Origin of the sequence: Mammaliicoccus sp. C-M13 (assembly GCF_022386845.1) — a bacterium.
In the GTDB taxonomy this organism is placed as follows: domain Bacteria; phylum Bacillota; class Bacilli; order Staphylococcales; family Staphylococcaceae; genus Mammaliicoccus; species Mammaliicoccus lentus.
This window is the reverse complement of record NZ_JAJNHQ010000002.1, coordinates 95,672-112,636: the sequence shown is the minus strand read 5'-3', so window position 1 is coordinate 112,636 and position 16,965 is coordinate 95,672. Positions and strand designations below refer to the sequence as shown.

General features: G+C 32.0%; 18 protein-coding genes. 5 read left to right on the top strand and 13 right to left on the bottom strand.

The genetic code is table 11. The features are described 5' to 3' along the window. Window positions 1-6: 6 nt before the first annotated feature. Window positions 7-933 carry a DHH family phosphoesterase gene (locus tag LQ615_RS02245; protein ID WP_017000645.1) on the bottom strand — a complete coding sequence of 309 codons (927 nt, stop codon included), beginning with the start codon at window positions 931-933 and terminating at the stop codon, window positions 7-9. A 74-nt stretch (window positions 934-1,007) separates the two neighbouring features. On the opposite strand from LQ615_RS02245, the gene LQ615_RS02240 reads away from it, so the two are divergent. Beyond that, window positions 1,008-1,367, top strand: a complete 360-nt coding sequence (locus LQ615_RS02240; protein WP_064204351.1) for a YtpI family protein — start codon at window positions 1,008-1,010, stop codon at window positions 1,365-1,367. Window positions 1,368-1,531: 164 nt separating this feature from the next. On the opposite strand, the gene LQ615_RS02235 is transcribed toward LQ615_RS02240, so the two are convergent. Both LQ615_RS02235 and LQ615_RS02230 read right to left on the bottom strand, forming a co-directional pair. Continuing rightward, a complete protein-coding gene (locus LQ615_RS02235; protein WP_017000643.1) occupies window positions 1,532-2,827 on the bottom strand; it encodes a DRTGG domain-containing protein in 1,296 nt (431 codons plus the stop codon). Between the two features lie 142 nt (window positions 2,828-2,969). Then, window positions 2,970-3,659, bottom strand: a complete 690-nt coding sequence (locus tag LQ615_RS02230; RefSeq protein ID WP_194201351.1) for a metal-dependent hydrolase — start codon at window positions 3,657-3,659, stop codon at window positions 2,970-2,972. A gap of 108 nt (window positions 3,660-3,767) precedes the next feature. Between LQ615_RS02230 and LQ615_RS02225 the strand changes: the two genes are divergently transcribed. Continuing rightward, the gene (locus tag LQ615_RS02225) at window positions 3,768-4,826 is read left to right on the top strand and encodes a M24 family metallopeptidase (protein WP_481817006.1); all 1,059 of its coding nucleotides are present in this window, start codon (window positions 3,768-3,770) and stop codon (window positions 4,824-4,826) included. After that, complete coding sequence (locus LQ615_RS02220; protein WP_017000640.1) at window positions 4,823-5,452, top strand: copper homeostasis protein CutC; 630 nt, start codon at window positions 4,823-4,825, stop codon at window positions 5,450-5,452. The genes LQ615_RS02225 and LQ615_RS02220 overlap by 4 nt, the downstream gene beginning before the upstream one ends. Before the next feature lie 359 nt (window positions 5,453-5,811). Here the strand turns inward: LQ615_RS02220 and ald are convergent, their stop codons facing one another. Beyond that, window positions 5,812-6,924 (bottom strand): alanine dehydrogenase, encoded by a 1,113-nt coding sequence (gene ald / locus LQ615_RS02215; protein ID WP_017000639.1) that lies wholly within the window; start codon window positions 6,922-6,924, stop codon window positions 5,812-5,814. 233 nt (window positions 6,925-7,157) lie between these two features. On the opposite strand from ald, the gene LQ615_RS02210 reads away from it, so the two are divergent. Continuing rightward, complete coding sequence (locus LQ615_RS02210) at window positions 7,158-7,664, top strand: universal stress protein (protein WP_017000638.1); 507 nt, start codon at window positions 7,158-7,160, stop codon at window positions 7,662-7,664. A 159-nt stretch (window positions 7,665-7,823) separates the two neighbouring features. Here the strand turns inward: LQ615_RS02210 and LQ615_RS13440 are convergent, their stop codons facing one another. The 6 genes from LQ615_RS13440 to sppA all read right to left on the bottom strand — a co-directional run bounded on the left by LQ615_RS13440 (window position 7,824) and on the right by sppA (window position 12,520). Next, window positions 7,824-7,952 carry a hypothetical protein gene (locus tag LQ615_RS13440; RefSeq protein ID WP_017000637.1) on the bottom strand — a complete coding sequence of 43 codons (129 nt, stop codon included), beginning with the start codon at window positions 7,950-7,952 and terminating at the stop codon, window positions 7,824-7,826. Window positions 7,953-8,101: 149 nt separating this feature from the next. Continuing rightward, window positions 8,102-9,301 (bottom strand): acetate kinase, encoded by a 1,200-nt coding sequence (locus LQ615_RS02205; RefSeq protein ID WP_017000636.1) that lies wholly within the window; start codon window positions 9,299-9,301, stop codon window positions 8,102-8,104. A 75-nt stretch (window positions 9,302-9,376) separates the two neighbouring features. Next, window positions 9,377-10,321: a class I SAM-dependent methyltransferase gene (locus LQ615_RS02200; protein WP_017000635.1), complete on the bottom strand. Its 945-nt coding sequence runs from the start codon at window positions 10,319-10,321 to the stop codon at window positions 9,377-9,379. Between the two features lie 61 nt (window positions 10,322-10,382). Further along, on the bottom strand, window positions 10,383-10,883 hold the full coding sequence (gene tpx, locus LQ615_RS02195) for a thiol peroxidase (RefSeq protein WP_017000634.1): 501 nt from the start codon (window positions 10,881-10,883) through the stop codon (window positions 10,383-10,385). A 68-nt stretch (window positions 10,884-10,951) separates the two neighbouring features. After that, window positions 10,952-11,512, bottom strand: coding sequence for an RDD family protein (locus LQ615_RS02190; protein WP_017000633.1), 561 nt, complete (start codon window positions 11,510-11,512; stop codon window positions 10,952-10,954). A 12-nt stretch (window positions 11,513-11,524) separates the two neighbouring features. Next, window positions 11,525-12,520: a signal peptide peptidase SppA gene (sppA, locus tag LQ615_RS02185; RefSeq protein ID WP_064204352.1), complete on the bottom strand. Its 996-nt coding sequence runs from the start codon at window positions 12,518-12,520 to the stop codon at window positions 11,525-11,527. 86 nt (window positions 12,521-12,606) lie between these two features. Between sppA and LQ615_RS02180 the strand changes: the two genes are divergently transcribed. Next, complete coding sequence (locus LQ615_RS02180) at window positions 12,607-13,410, top strand: NAD kinase (RefSeq protein ID WP_017000632.1); 804 nt, start codon at window positions 12,607-12,609, stop codon at window positions 13,408-13,410. A gap of 222 nt (window positions 13,411-13,632) precedes the next feature. Here LQ615_RS02180 and LQ615_RS02175 read toward each other — a convergent pair whose 3' ends face one another. From LQ615_RS02175 to LQ615_RS02165, 3 genes are read right to left on the bottom strand one after another with little or no spacing between them, the layout of a single operon-like run. Next, complete coding sequence (locus LQ615_RS02175; RefSeq protein WP_017000631.1) at window positions 13,633-14,406, bottom strand: sulfite exporter TauE/SafE family protein; 774 nt, start codon at window positions 14,404-14,406, stop codon at window positions 13,633-13,635. 46 nt (window positions 14,407-14,452) lie between these two features. After that, complete coding sequence (gene thiI / locus LQ615_RS02170; protein WP_239703699.1) at window positions 14,453-15,670, bottom strand: tRNA uracil 4-sulfurtransferase ThiI; 1,218 nt, start codon at window positions 15,668-15,670, stop codon at window positions 14,453-14,455. After that, window positions 15,660-16,805, bottom strand: coding sequence for a cysteine desulfurase family protein (locus LQ615_RS02165; RefSeq protein ID WP_239703700.1), 1,146 nt, complete (start codon window positions 16,803-16,805; stop codon window positions 15,660-15,662). Before LQ615_RS02165 ends, thiI begins: the two co-directional genes overlap by 11 nt. Window positions 16,806-16,965: the final 160 nt, after the last annotated feature.

Below are 16,965 nucleotides of genomic sequence, written 5' to 3'. Positions count from 1 at the left end.
TACCTCCTATATTTCAGATTTAATATCTCTAGCTAATTCATCGAACTCTTCCCAACTGTATACAGAAGCACCTGATGCATTAGGGTGTCCTCCACCATTGTATTTTGCCGCAATATGATTTATTTTTATACCTTTAGATCTAATGCGACATCTAATTTCTTTTCCTTCATCGACTGCAAACACCCAAGCTTTCACACCTTTAATATCTGCAACTGCATTGACAAATAATGATGCTTCATTTGGTAAAATATCAAATTTTTCTAATATATCTTTCGTTATTTTTATATAACAAAATCCGTTTCCATCATAGTTGAAGTTTTGAAGGATGTACCCTTGAAAATGTAATAGCTTTGGTTCACGTTCACTAAGTTGATTAAGCATTTCATTGCGGTTAAATTCTTTAGTCATAAGTGAAGCGGCTACTTCCATAGTATGAGGTGTCGTATTATCAAACAAGAAACGACCAGTATCTCCTACTATACCTAAATATAATACACGACTTGCTTTTGTATTAATTTCAGATTGGTTTAAATTCCACTCTTGATTTAAATCATAAATAATTTCACTTGTTGAAGAAGCTTCAGTGTTAACATAATTAATATCGCCATATGAATCAACTGGTGGATGATGATCTATTTTAATGAGCTCTTTACCTAGTTTAAATCGATTATCATCGATTCTTGGTTCATTTGCCGTATCACAAATTATTACTAAAGCATTTTGGTATACTTCATCCTCAATATTGTCTAATTCACCAATAAACTCTAATGAAGGTTCTGATTGTCCAACTGCATAAATATTTTTTTCGGGAAAAGCTTCTTCTAAAATATATTTCAGTCCTAGTTGCGAGCCGTAAGCATCAGGGTCTGGTCTTACATGTCTATGTATAATTATTGTTTCGTATTCTTTAATTTTATTTAAAATGTCATTCATATTGGTCCCTCTTTCTATATATTTACTTATATTTTATAAATTGATATAATGCTTCTTGGTAGGAGGATTAAACTATGTCACCTGAAATTATGTCCGTATTGGTTGCGTTATCCGTAACCGTAATGATTCTCGCTTTAATTTTTACTATTTTAAACTTTGCCCGTTCATTCAGAACAAAAAGAGATGTTAGAAAAGCATATCATAAAGAACGTGCGAGATTTTTCTTTGGTATCTTCTTAATAGCATTCTCAGCAGACCAAGTACTTTTGTTTCCAACTTTAGTTACTTACATAATTGTCTTAGTATTGGTGTTCTTTGGTATTGTTAATATTACCTATGGACATAAAGCAAGTAAATACTTTAAAGGTAATTTACCGATTGAGAACAAAGCTTGGGAAGAATTCGAACGAAAAAAACGTAATCAATCATCTTAAAAACGGAGTGGGACAGAAACCTCATTTTACTAAAAAGGTTTCGTTGCCCCACCCCGGCAAGAATGATTAGAATTGAAAAGCTTGATATAAGTGCATTTTCAGTTCAGTCATCTATTGCCAATATTTTTCTTTGGTCTGGAGCATTTATTGTTTTCCAGACTTTTTTATTTATCTAGTAATTGACACATCAACAATGCTTTCGCAACAGTATTATTACCATTCATCATAGATATTTCAAATTTAGCAGACAACCTGCCCATATCTAAAACTGATATATTAACAGTAACTTCTTCATCAATTTGTACCGTTTTAAAATAATAAATGTCTATATGTTCAATCATCAACTCTGATTTCTTCAATTTTCTCACTTCATATCTAAGTGCTTCTTCTATTACTGCTATATAAATTGATTTCGTCATCATACCAAATTGATTTGTAAGTTGTGGAGAAATATTAACTTTTATTTTGCCGTTCTCCATACTAATTTGTTTAGCAATTTGATCATGAATTGTTTCTCCTATCTGAGGCTGTCTACTCATCAGTTGCATTGTCTTTAACACATCTTCTCTTGAGATTATACCAATTAATTCTTTCGTATTTGAGACAACTGGTAACAATTCAATACCTTCCCAAATCATCAAATGAGCACATGTAGCTATCGTTGTATTTAAATGCGCAACGATTGGTGCTTTAGTCATTAAAGCTTTAATCTGTTTATCTGGCTCTTCATTAACAATATCTTTACTCGTTAAAATACCGATGACCTTTAGTTCATTATCGACAACTGGAAATCTAGTATGAGAAGTTTGTTGTGACATTTCGTTCCAATCTCTCACTTTTTGGTTATCAAATAAATAAGAAGTTTCTTCAATTGGTATCATGATATCTTCTACCATAAGAATTTCTTTTTTAATCATTTGGTCATAAATAGCTCGATTGATTGCATTGGCTACTAAAAACGTATCATAATTAGAAGATATTATAGGTAAATCATGCTCATTGGCATATTCGATAATGTCATCATCCGCTTCAAATCCACCCGTTATTAATACGGCTGAACCTCTTTTCAACGCTTCCATTTGAACATCTGCTCTATTACCGACTATAAGCAATGTATTCATCGTTAAGTATTTAACAACATCTTTGATTTCCATAGCACCAATTGCAAATTTAGATAACGTTTTATGTAAGCCTTGTTTACCACCTAAAACTTGTCCATCTACTATTTTCACAATTTCATTAAAAGTTAAGTTTTCAATTTGTTCTCTTGATTTTCTTTCAATTCTAACTGTACCTACTCTATCAATTGATGCTACTAACCCTTTATTATCAGCTTCTTTTATCGCCCTGTATGCAGTACCTTCTGAAACATTTAAATCTTTAGCAATCTGTCTGACAGAGATTTTATGTCCAACAGATAACGATTCAATGTACTTTATTATTTGTTCATGTTTCGTCATGTTTTATACCCTCTATCGATTATAATGAATTAATTATATTATACATTCTTGAGAGATTAAAAGATATGTTTACATAAGAAAGAATCATTAACAAAATATAAGAGACTGGGACATTTATTTCTGTCTCAGTCTCTTAAATTAATTATAATTCTACATGTTCACCTGGTTTTAAAATATGAACTTCTGCTTTTGTTACAGCTTTTTCAAATTCTTTTGGATCTTGTTTAATTAAATCAAATGTGTCGTAATGGATTGGAACGACTTTTTTAGGTTTGATAAACTCATTGATGGCATAACTTGCATCATCAATACCCATTGTAAAGTTGTCACCGATTGGTACAAAACATAAATCAACAGGATGTCTATCAGCTATTAACTTCATATCGCTGAATAAACCTGTATCACCTGTATGATAAATTGTGCCACCTTCAGTTTCTAGAACAATACCTGCAGGCATTCCTAAATAAATTATTTCGCCATTTTCTTCTGTAAAACTATTACTGTGGAATGCTTGAACAAATTTTACTTTACCAAAATTAAATTCAATGTTCCCACCAATATTCATTGGATGTAGGTTTTCAAGTCCATGTTTATTAGATAAATAATCAATTGCTTCAGGTAATGCAATAACTAGTGCACCTGTTCTTTTAGCAATATCTACTGTATCCCCAATATGGTCGCCATGACTGTGTGTCAATATGATATAATCTGCTTCTACTTCATCTACATTTAAGTCACTCATAGGATTGCCAGATATAAATGGGTCTACAATCACTTTATGATTTTTACTTTCGAAATATATAACTGATTGACCATGAAATGATACTTTCATGAATTTCCCTCCTCACAATATCTTTTCTCTATATTATATACCCTAAATTTGAATTTATTAAGCAGGAAGTCTAGAATAATGATGTACGAAAGATAATTGGGAGGCTGAATTATGAAACACAATGAAATTACAACGTTTTTAAATGAGAAAAATGTAGATGCTGCATGGATAACAACACCTTTAAATATTTTTTATTTAACTGGTTATTTATCTGAACCTCATGAACGTTTATTTAGTTTATTAATTACAAAAGACGGAGAAGAAACACTATTTTGTCCAAAAATGGAAGTTGAAGAAGCTAAAAATGCTGGGTTCAAAGGGGATATCGTTGGATATTTAGATACTGAATCAGCTTTTGACTTAATTGAAGAAAGAACTTATAAAACTTTCGCTATTGAATCCGAACATTTATCTGTTAAACGTTTTCGCGAAGTAGAAAAAGCTTTTAATGTTGAAAAATTCGAAGATATTGATCAAGTGTTGAAAGATGTAAGAAACATTAAAACTCAAAGTGAAATTGAATTATTGCATGAAGCGGCTAAATACGCAGATTTAGCAATTAAAGCTGGTGCCGAAAAATTGGCTGAAGGTGTAACTGAAATCGAAGTACTTAATCATATTGAAACAACTATGAAGCAACATGGTATTTCAAAAATGAGCTTTGATACGATGGTATTATTCGGAGATCACGCAGCAGCACCACATGGTACCCCGGGAGATAGAAAATTACAAAACAATGAATATGTTTTATTTGATTTAGGTGTTATATACAAAGGTTACTGCTCGGACATTACAAGAACAATAGCATTTGGTACACCGCCTGAAAAAGCTCAAGAAATTTATAACATTGTATTAGAAGCAAATAAAAAAGCAATTGATATTATTAAACCAGGCGTTAAAATCTCTGAATGTGATAAAGTAGCACGAGATATTATAAGTAATGCTGGATATGGTGATTACTTCCCACATAGACTCGGTCACGGTTTAGGATTAAGTGTTCATGAATTCCCTGATATTTCTAGCGTTAACACAGATACATTTAAAGAAGGTATGGTTTTAACTGTTGAACCAGGCATTTATGTTCCTGGAGTAGCTGGTGTTAGAATTGAAGACGATATTGTTGTAACAAAAGACGGCCATGAATTTTTAACAGGTTATGAAAAATGATAAAAGAATCTTGCGTTGAAACAATTGAACAAATTAACCATGCGATTAAAAACGGAGCAAATCGTATAGAATTATGCGATAACTTATCTGTAGGTGGCACTACACCTAGCTATGGTATGGTTAAAATTGCAACTGAGTTATGTCATCAAAATGATGTACAAGTTGCTGTTATGATCAGGCCTAGAGGTGGAGACTTTAATTACGATTATTTTGAATATGAAGTAATGAGACAAGATATTATTCAACTTAAAACTTTAAATGTAGACGCATTTGTTTTTGGTTGTTTAGATGAAAATGAACAACTCGATGAATGGAAAATGGATGCTTTAAAAGAAACATGCGGAGATACACACGCTGTATGTCACATGGCATTTGATTTAATCAATCCATATATTCAATTAAAGTCTCTTGATTGGCTAATTGACCACGGCTTTGAGCGCTTGTTAACACATGGCGGCCCAAGTGACCAATCAGTCTTTGATAACGTATTCCATCTCGGTAAATTGCTAATGCATTCAAAAGGCAACATCACAATTATGCCAGGTGGCGGACTTAATAAAGATAATTTACAAACGTTACTTAACGACATACCGTTTGATGAAGTACATGGAACTAAGATTGTTTGAATAAAGTATTATGCAAATGCTGTGTTTAAGAGAGTTAGCTACTGCTATTATAATGAATTAGGCTGAGACATAAATACATGTCTCAGCCTCTTTTTTTATTGTCTTTTCTTGCTAAACTTGTCAATAACAGTACCCTAACAGTACCCTTATTGTCTTTTCTTGCTAAACTTGTCAATAACAGTACCCTTATTGTCTTTTCTCACCAAACGTGGCAACAACAGTAGCAATTTCTATGTTTCTGCAATAACAGATATTTTCAGTGGCATCTAATAATGATTTATAATCAAGTTCGTTCATAATTTTCTTCTATCAAAAAAAGCACAAAATGTTTAATATACCAACATTTTGTGCTTTCTCTATTATTTCAAGATGTCTTGATAAGGTGTAAATTCCTTATCAAATGTTTTTGCTACTTCTTCGTAAGTTAATTTACCATGAATTGTGTTTAAACCTTTTGCTAGTGCTTCATTTTCTTGGCATGCTTTTATATAGCCTTTGTTTGCAAGTTGTAATGCGTATGGAGTTGTTGCATTATTTAAAGCTATTGTTGACGTTCTAGGCACTGCGCCAGGCATGTTAGCAACTGAATAATGAAGGACACCGTGCTTAACATATGTAGGATCGTCATGCGTTGTAATTCTATCAGATGTTTCGAATGAACCACCTTGATCAATTGCAATATCCACAAGTACTGAACCAGGTCTCATTTTCTTAACCATATCTTCAGTTACAAGCTTTGGTGCCTTTGCACCAGGGATAAGAACAGAACCTATCACTAAATCACTTTCAACTACAGATTCTTCGATGTTTAATGGTGATGACATCATTGTTTGTACACTAGAACCAAATAAATCATCTAATTGTTGTAATCTAGTAGGATTTAAATCAATAATTGTAACATCAGCACCAAGACCGACTGCCATTTTAGCAGCATTTGTTCCTGCTTGTCCGCCGCCAATTATTGTGACTTTTCCACGTTTAACACCGGGTACACCAGATAATAGAATTCCAATTCCACCATTAGTTTTTTGTAAGAATTGAGCACCAATTTGTGTAGACATTCTTCCTGCAACTTCACTCATAGGTGCTAATAATGGTAGAGAGCGATCTTTTAATTGAACAGTCTCATAAGCAATTGCTGTTACTTCATTTTCTAATAATGCATTAGTTAACGATTCTTCTGCTGCTAAATGAAGATATGTAAAAAGTATTAAATCCTTTTTGAAAAATTGAAATTCTTCTTCAAGAGGTTCTTTAACTTTCATAACCATTTCAACATTCCAAGCTTCTTTTTGATCAACAATTTCAGCACCTAAAGCCTTGTAGTCTTCGTCTGTAAATTGTGAACCTAAACCTGCACCAGTTTCTACTTTAACTGAGTGTTTTTGGTCAATTAAAGTTGCTACTCCACTGGGTGTTAACGCCACCCTATTCTCATTATTTTTTATCTCTTTTGGTACTCCAATTATCATAATAAATTCCCTCCTTGACTCAATCATAACGCCATAATTTTGAAAGCGCAATCATTTTTATTCAAAAATTATACTATTGCTAATGTCTTAAATTTCTAAATATTCAAACGATAATTATACTTTATCATATTATGATTAAAAATGTGACATTATCTCTATTATTAAAAAGTTAATTTGTTATTTTTTCAGAAAATTATGATATAATAAGATAAAAGAACTAGGAGGCGGTTCAGATGTTAAATTATAAAAATATTCTTATAGCAGTAGATGGATCAACTGAGGCAGAATGGGCTTATAACAAGGCAGTAGCTGTAGCAAAACGTAACGATGCTAAATTAACAATTGTTAATATTGTTGATTCTCGCTCATACGCTAGTGTTGAGGCTTATGATACTCAAATAGTAAATAAAGCTACAAGCTTCGCTGAAAGTTTATTATCTGGATATAAAGAAAATGCTGAAAAAAATGGTGTAGCAAATGTTGCAACTAAATTAGAATTTGGCTCACCTAAAACGATTATTCCTAAAAAGTTAGCTGATGATTTTGAAGTCGACTTAATCATGTGTGGTACTTCAGGACTAAATGCAGTAGAACGCTTCATTGTAGGTTCAGTTTCAGAAGCAATTGTTCGAAATTCTCCATGTGACGTTTTAGTTGTTAGAACTGAAACAATGCCTGAAGATTTCGAACCAACAGTTGCAACAAAAGAATTATTCGATCAACATCACGATGGAAAATAATTTTTAAGAACTAAATATTAATAGAGTTTAGGATATAATTCCACACTTCCAAAAAGCTTGGGAGTTGGGCAGAAATCTCATTTTATTAAACAGATTTCGTAGTCCTACCCCGGCAATGAGGCTGAGACATGTATTTATGTCTCAGCCTCAAATTTTTTATTATTTTTGTTCGTTATTTTGGTCTTGTATATCTTCATTACTTTTTTGCTTTTGTTTTTTCGCTTGTTCTCTACCTACTCTTCTCATTACAATTCTAACTAATCGTAACAGTGCTCTCTCTGGTCTCATGATATTCCTCCTCATTGCTTCTTTAATTATGTATAGCCTTAACGATAAATAGATAAACATAAAGGAATTGGATAACTAACATTAAAATTTTCATATAAATAAAAGAGGTTGAAACAATTAATTTGTTTCAACCTCTTGATTATTAATAATTATTTACCTAAGTTACCAAATTTCATAACATCACGAGCGATTACAACTTCTTCGTCAGTTGGAATAACAATTACTTTAACTGGTGAATGTGGGTAGTTGATAAATGCTTCTTCACCATGTAATCCTGTGTTTAAGCGTGGGTCCCAATATACACCCATGAATTCTAAACCTTCTAATACTTTAGCACGTACAGTATCAGAGTTTTCACCAACACCTGCAGTGAATACAATAGCGTCTAGACCATGCATTCTTGTTGCATAAGAACCCATATATTTATGAATTCTAGAAGCGAATACATCTAATGCCAATTTAGCTCTTTCATTACCTTCGTTTGCATCTTGTTGTATATCTCTTAAATCACTTGAAGAACCTGAAATACCAAGTAATCCTGATTCTTTGTTTAAGATATTTAATACTTCTTCTGCATTTTTGCCCGTTTTTTCCATGATAAATGGAATTAAAGCTGGGTCTAAGTTACCTGAACGTGTTCCCATTGTTACACCAGCTAATGGTGTGAAGCCCATAGATGTATCTACAGATTTACCGCCATCAATAGCTGCGATTGACGCGCCATTCCCGATATGGCATGAAATAATTCTTAATTGATCTATAGGACGATCTAATAATTCAGCTGCTCTTTCTGATACATATTTATGACTTGTACCATGGAAACCATATTTACGAATACCGAAATCTTTATAGAAGTTATAAGGTAAACTATATAAATATGATTCTTCTGGCATAGTTTGATGGAATGAAGTATCAAATACTGCAACGTGAGGAATATTTGGTAATAGCTTTCTGAAAGCCTTAATACCCATAATGTTTGCTGGGTTATGCAAAGGCGCAAGTTCTGTTAATGATTCAATTTTTTCTAACACATCATCTGTTACAAGTGCTGATTCAGGGAATAATTCTCCACCATGTACTACACGGTGACCAGTTCCTTGAATATCATTAATATCATTGATAATGTTATGATTTTTCAGTGCATCTAACATAATGTTAACTGCAATATCATGATTTTCAATATCTAATGTTTCAGTAATTTTTTCTCCGTTTACTACAATTGAGAAAACTGAATTTTTTAAACCAATACGTTCTATCAAGCCTTTTGTTATTACTTTTTCTTCAGGCATTTCAAATAATTGAAATTTTAATGATGAACTACCGGCATTAATTGCTATTATTTTTGTCATTTAGACTTCCTCCTGATAATACTTTTCTATACTATTTAAACACTAATACAGATACTAATCAAGTATTAATACAGTTTATGAAGGATGATTTTCTTTCATCCATTCATCAACTTCATCTAAAAACGTTTTCAGTTGGGCTTGTGCTTTGAAGTCCGGAATATTCGCTAATAATACCTCAACAGAATGAGTTTTCCCTGAGTCTTTCTTTTGTAAGATTAATAATGATTTTTTAGATTGTTCTGTCTTAAACAATGTTTTAGGGAAGTTTAAAAATGCTTGCATTTCTGTTTCTGTTGCAATAAATTTTTGAAGCTGTTTCACTTCTTCACCTTCGAATAATTGACTTGGAACAATTAAAAATACATAACCACCTGGTCTCACTGCATTGACTGCTTGTTCTAATAATAAATAATGGCTATAACTGTGACCATCTTCGAAACCTAATTTCATTTCTTTACTACGTTCATCAACTGGATAATACCCAACTGGTAAATCCCCTACTACAACGTCCGCTTCTTCTAATGGCAGTGGCATAATTGCATCATGTGGATATACATCGAATGGTATTTCCAAGAAGTTAGCAAGATGAATACTTACACGCTGTAATACTGGGTCTACTTCTATTAAATGATGCATTACAGTTTTTTCTTGGTTCTGTTCATTTATTGTCGCACTTAAATGTCCTGTTCCACTTGCTATATCTACAACATTTAATTCCTCTTTATTCTTATTAAATAAGTTAACAAGGTAGCTTAATATAAAGCCTATTGAGTCCGGTGTCATTTGATGATTAGGTTGAATGATTTCTTCTTTTAGCAAACTTAAATATGCAAATTGAAATGCTTTTCTTCTCTCTTGTATTGTCGATTGTTCTAAGAGGTCTCTTTGGTTGGTATAAATATCTTCCATTGCTAAACCTAAGTTTTCAATGTAACTTTGTCCATTTTCATCATGTAATTTTTTACTATTTTCATCCAGTTTCTCATACAATGTTTCCATAATATTTTTTTCTTCAGTCATAATTGCCCTCTTTCGTATAAAAAGCTGCCCATTCATATGGACAGCACTTTATAGTTGTTTATTAGTTTAAGTTTTTGAAAGCTTCTAAAGCTTTATCATAGTCTGGGTGATTTGTGCCTTCACTCACAATTTCTGAGTAAACAACTTTATTGTCTTTATCTAATACAAAGACAGAACGTGCTAGTAAACGTAATTCTTTCATTACTACACCATAATTTTCACCAAATGATAAGTCACGGTGATCACTTAATGTAATTACGTTTTCTAAACCTTCAGCTGCACACCATTTCTTTTGAGCAAATGGTAAGTCGTTTGAAATTGTTAGAACAACTCCATCTTGTACATCTGCTGCTTCTTCATTAAATTTGCGAGTTTGTTGACTACAAACACCTGTATCTAAAGAAGGTACGGCACTAATGAGTTTCTTTTTACCTTCATAGTCTTTTAAAGTTCTTTCTGATAAATCATTTGCTAATACAGTAAAGTCTGGTGCTGTTGAACCTACTTCTACTTCTTTACCTACTAATGTAATAGGTTCATTCTTGAATGTAACTTGCGCCATTAAAAAAGCCTCCTTAATCTTGATAGGTATATTCTATCATGATTAAAGAGACTTTGAAATTCATTTGTTTATGAGTTTTGACTCGTTACTCTTTGGAAATCTTTTCTCATTTCAATGTATTTATTTTTCAAAACAACTGTATCACCAAAGTAATCGTGAATACCTTTATGTTTTTTATTAAATGCTACGACTATATAAGGTAAGCCAAGCAATATGCCCGAAATAATTCTACCTATCCATTCTCTAAATAACACATCAGTAAATTTTAACGGCTTTGCATCTTCTCGATAAACACTCAAGCCAAGTATCATTTTTCCTAATGTTGCCTTAAAATAATAAGTCATTAACACAAAATATAAATAAAATATCAATGCGCTAACAATATTTTCAACACTGAAATATGGTACGAATAGGTACTCACTCTTAATACTTGTTGACGCGAATAGCGGTCCTAATACAATACCTTTAAACCCAGCTAAAGCAAGTAAATCAATGATATAAGCTAAAAATCGAACCCAGAATCCAGCAAATACGATAGATTTTATACTAGACATATACTTATTTACAGTGCGTTCTATGTCACTTTGTTCACGAGAAGAAGCGACTTGTTCGTAATGTACTTCAGTCATTTAAAATCCTCCTTACTCACCATATAGATACATAGGTTGTGGTGAATTATTTGCTTTAATAAGTGCTTCATATTTACTTATATCATCAAAACCTAACATAGATGAAATTTTACTTTTAGCTCCCATTGGGAAGTTCATGAATGAACCAGTTGTATCATAAGTAACTACTTGTGCATTTTTAGATTTTACTGCATTTCTTAAATCTTTAATTGCATCATCTTCATAACCAATTTCATCGATTAATCCGTTTGATTTTGCTTGTTGTGAAGAATATATTCTTCCGTCTGCTAATTTCTTAACTTTATCTTCTGGCATATCTCTGCCATCTTTAATAACTTTAACAAATTGTTTATAGCTATCATCTATGATTGATTGCATAATGTCTTTTTCTTCTTTAGACATATCTTTCATAGGGTTTAATATTTGTTTATGTTTACCTGAAACAACTGATTGATCTTTTACGCCTAAGTTATCTGCTAGTTCAGCATAATTAATACTAGAAATAATAACCCCTAATGAACCAGTTAAAGTTTGTGAACCTGCATAAATTTTATCAGCTGGAGTAGAGATGTAGTATCCCCCAGATGCAGCCATATTTTTCATTTGTACATAAACTTTCTTGTTTTTCGCTTTTATTTCTTCAAGTTTTTTATGTATTTCGTCACTTTCGTATGTACCACCACCTGGTGAATTAACTTCTAATAAGACGCCTTTTACGCTATTATCTTTTTTAATTTTATCTAATTTCTTTAAAAATGATTGATGATTATACCCACTGCCACTGAATAATGATTCTTCAGTTCCAGTATCTTGTATAGTTCCATCAACAGATAATTTAACTATTTTACTACTGCTATCACTTCCTGATTGGACTGATTCACTTATGCCGTCAGAACCTGTAACAGTATTTTTCCAAGAATTATCAAGAAATACACCTACTGTACTCATCACAATACCACCAATAACAAGTACTAGTGCAATAATAATTGCAACTAACCTTTTTGACATACTATCTTCCTTTCTATTTTAAGATTTTACATTTATAATGATAACAGACTTTCATATCAACTGTAACAATTTGGGAGGAAGATTTTATGAATTCTAATAAACATATTTATTTTTTCACATCTAAAGATAAAGACATACTTCAAACATGTGACGAAATCAAAGCACAGATGGAACCATATGGCTTTAAATTCGTAAATAATCACGAAGAAGCGGATATTATCGCTTCAATTGGAGGGGATGGTAGCTTCTTACAGGCATGTCGCAAAACTAATTTTAATAAAGACAAAATTTATGTCGGGATTCGTACACGCTTAGATCAAAATTACTTATATGTTGATTTTAGTGTTGATGACATACAAAACTTGATCGATTCTATTAATTCAAATGATGTAATGGTCCGTAAATACCCAGTTTTAGAAGTAAACCTTAACGATCAGATGTCATATATGTGTTTAAATGATTTTTACATTAAATCTAGTGTTATTAAGCCAATGAAGATGGAAATTTATATTGACGATGAATACTTTGAAGCATTTAATGGTGATGGTTTACTAATCTCTACCCCTACAGGTTCAACAGGTTATAATAAATCTTTAGATGGCGCTATAATTGACCCGATGATTCGAAGCATGCAACTAACTGAAATTGCTTCATTAAATAATAATAACTTTAGAACAGTAAGTAGTTCTGTCGTCTTAGGCGAAACGCGTACCCTTAAAATTGTATTAGATAAAGAAGGCAATTATTATCCTATCATGGGATTAGATAATGAAGCATTAAGTATACAAGAAACTGAGTTTGTTAGACTTCAAATAAAAAATAAATATATACGTACACTCAGACTCCCACACAATTCATTTTGGAGCAAAGTACAAAGGAAATTTTTATAATAGAAAAAAGCCCGAGACACATTTATGTTTCGGGCTTTTATTATATATGTGAGGTAATGACCTCTAACGTGCAAGAAATTATTAACAAGCTCGTTAGCGTTATAGGCCTATATTTTAAAATCGTATATATTAAAAATCCTCCTAATTTGTTAATTAATATCTCAACGGATTAGGAGGATTTTTTGAGCTAATGAATTATCTCCCTGTCTCATGTTATTTTAATCACATTAACTGTACAGTCACATAATCATAAATATTTTTAATAATCAAAATGATAGTCACAACAATAAATAATACTTTTACATAAGAAACGCCTTTTTTAATAGCAAACGTCACTCCTAAGTATGAACCTGCTACCATTGATGCGGCCATACATAATCCATATACATAATTGACTTGTCCGAGAAACATGAACAATAATAACGCACCAACGTTTGAAGCAAGGTTTAAAAACTTTGCATTACCTGCTGCATGTAAGTAGTCAAGGCCAATTAATAACAACATGAATAGGAAAAACGAACCTGTTCCACCACCTAAGAAGCCATCATAATAACCAATAACAATTACACCAATAATAAAAAGTATCGCCTTTTTTAATGATAATTTTTTATATTGGTTAATATCTCCCCAATCTTTCTTTACAATGGAATACACTGTAACAAGAGCAAGAATGATAATAGCTAACGGCTTTAAATATTCTGGTGGTAAATAGGTCGCAGTTATTGCTCCGAAGATTGAGCCGATAAAGCTTAAAGGAAATAACTTTCCGACAATATCAAAATCCACTTTCTTTGCTTTAATAAACTTCATTGTACTTGTAAATGTACCAAAAGAACTTGCTAATTTATTTGTACCTAACGCAACCGCTGGATCCATTCCAACTGCTAGTAGCGCCGGTAAAGAAATCAAACCACCGCCACCTACAACAGAATCTATAAATGACGCAATTAAACCAAATACTATAATGATAAGTAGGATATTAATATCAAACTCCATCGTCTCATCTCCTCTACTTTATGAATACGACATCCCAACGTCTATTTTAAAGTAGATCATCCATCCATTCTTCTTTCTCTTTTTGAATATCATCATGTTTAGAAATTGTGATTGTTTCTACATTTTCTACCGCTTCATCAATTAATGGACCAAAATCAAAATTCGATTCAAAATATTCTACTTTTTCTAATTTTGGATTTGTTTTCGGGTTTTTCGGCGTAAAAATTGTACAACAATCTTCAAAAGGTTGAATCGATAAATCGAAAGTGTTAATAGCTTGTGCTTTTTTAACAATTTCATCTTTATCGAATGTTAATAGTGGTCTTAAAATAGGCATAGATGTAACACTATTTATTGCATACATACTGCCAAGAGTTTGACTAGCTACTTGTCCTAAGTTTTCTCCATTAACGATAGCATGTGCTCCAATATTATGAGCAACTTTTTCTGTAACTCGAAGCATCATTCTTCTCGTACTTGTCATTGTATAACTTTCTTCAACAACTTTATGAATTTGTTTTTGTAAATTCGTAAAAGGTACAATATGAAGTTTAATGTCCCCTGTTAAATAAGAAAGCTGTTTCGTTAAGTCGATAACTTTTTGTTTTGCTTGTTCACTAGTATATGGTGGGCTATGAAAATGAATAGCTTCAATTGTTACACCACGTTTCATTACCTCCATGCCAGCTACTGGAGAATCTATTCCACCAGAAAGCATTAATAAAGTTTTACCCCCAGTTCCTACAGGTAAACCTCCTGCACCTTCTAGGACTTTATTATACATATAAATTGCATCTTTTCTTACTTCAACTTTAATTTTATGATCAGGCTGTTTAACATCAACCGTGATGTTGTTAGTGTTTTCGAGTACATGACCACCTAGAGCTTGGTTTAGTTGAAAAGTATCCATTTCAAATGTCTTATCTGCACGTCTAACATCTATTTTAAATGTGTCACCATCATTAAATTCATTCGCGAATTGAAGTGCAATTCCCTTCATAACATCTAACTCTTTTTCAATTCTTACTACTGGGCTAACTGAATGTACACCAAACACCGACGTTATACGTGTCATCATTTCTTCAATATCTGAACCTTCATAGACATCTATATACATTCTATCTCGATTAGCACGTACCTTATATCCTTGTAGTGGCATTAAGCGATCTTTAATGTTTGCTCTTAACTTATTTACAAACATCTTTCTATTGCCTGATTTTAAAGTTAATTCACCGTACCTAACTAATATATGATCATAATTCATTTTTTAATAACTCCTTTACTTCTATATATACTTTATTAAAGGCTTCTTTAAATGTTTCGATTTGTTCTTCTGTTATATCATACGTTATGCTAATTCTTATACTACCTTCTATACGACTATTACTCATACCCATAGCTTTTAGCGTTTCATTATGCGAACTTTTTTTCGAAGAACATGCACTTGTAGTTGAAAGGTAAATATCAAATTTTGAAAAAGCATTAACCAATACTTCACCTTTTACTCCCGGAAATGAAATATTCAAAATATATGGAACTGCGTCGGTCGGAGAGTTTATTACTATACCTTCATAATTTTCTATAAACGAACGAATTTCAGATCCCTTCGCATATAATACTTTACGATGTTGTTCACAATTCTCTTGCATAAATCTCATAGCTTTAGCTAAAGAAACATTAACTGGGGCATTTACTGTACCACTTCTAATACCGTATTCTTGTCCCCCACCAAATATGATTGGTTTAATAGATCTGAGTTGGTTCAACACTAAAATTCCAGATCCTTTTAACCCATGGAATTTATGAGCGCTTAAACTATAACTATCCATTAAATTGATATCTAAAGGGATTTTACCAAATCCTTGAACACCATCTACATGAAAATGAACTTTAGGATAAGCTTCAAGCATTTTGCTAATCTCTTCTATAGGTTGAACTTGGCCCATTATATTATTGACATGCATACAAGTTACAAGGATGACATCATCATTAAGTAGCTTTTCTAAAGAATTTAAATCTAATTTACCATCAGCAGTTGTATTAATATATTTCAGGTTAAATCCTTGTTCTTCTAACGCTCGCACCGTTTCAAGTATAGATGGATGTTCCATTTTAGTTGTTAAAATCGTATTCCCAAATCTTTTCTTCGTTTGAGCCATACCTTGCAAGGCTATATTATTTGATTCAGTGGCTCCACTAGTAAATATGACATCAAATTTATCATTTAAATTTAAGTATTGTTTTATATTTTTTCTTGCTTTATCAATCAAATGTGCAATTTTTATTCCTGCACCATGAGGGCTATTTGGATTAAAAAAATAATGTTGGTTCATTTGAGTATATGACTTAATAACATCCTCATGAGGCTTCGTAGTTGCAGCATTATCTAGATATATCATACTGTCACCTCTTTTTTTCATTATATAATGATACCACAAGTCAAATGGTATAGATATACTTAAAAATGATAGAATAGCTAACGTGAAAAAATGAAGTTTGACAATTGATTATCCAAAAATAACAAGCTAGAACAATAATTTGTTCTAGCTTGTTATTATA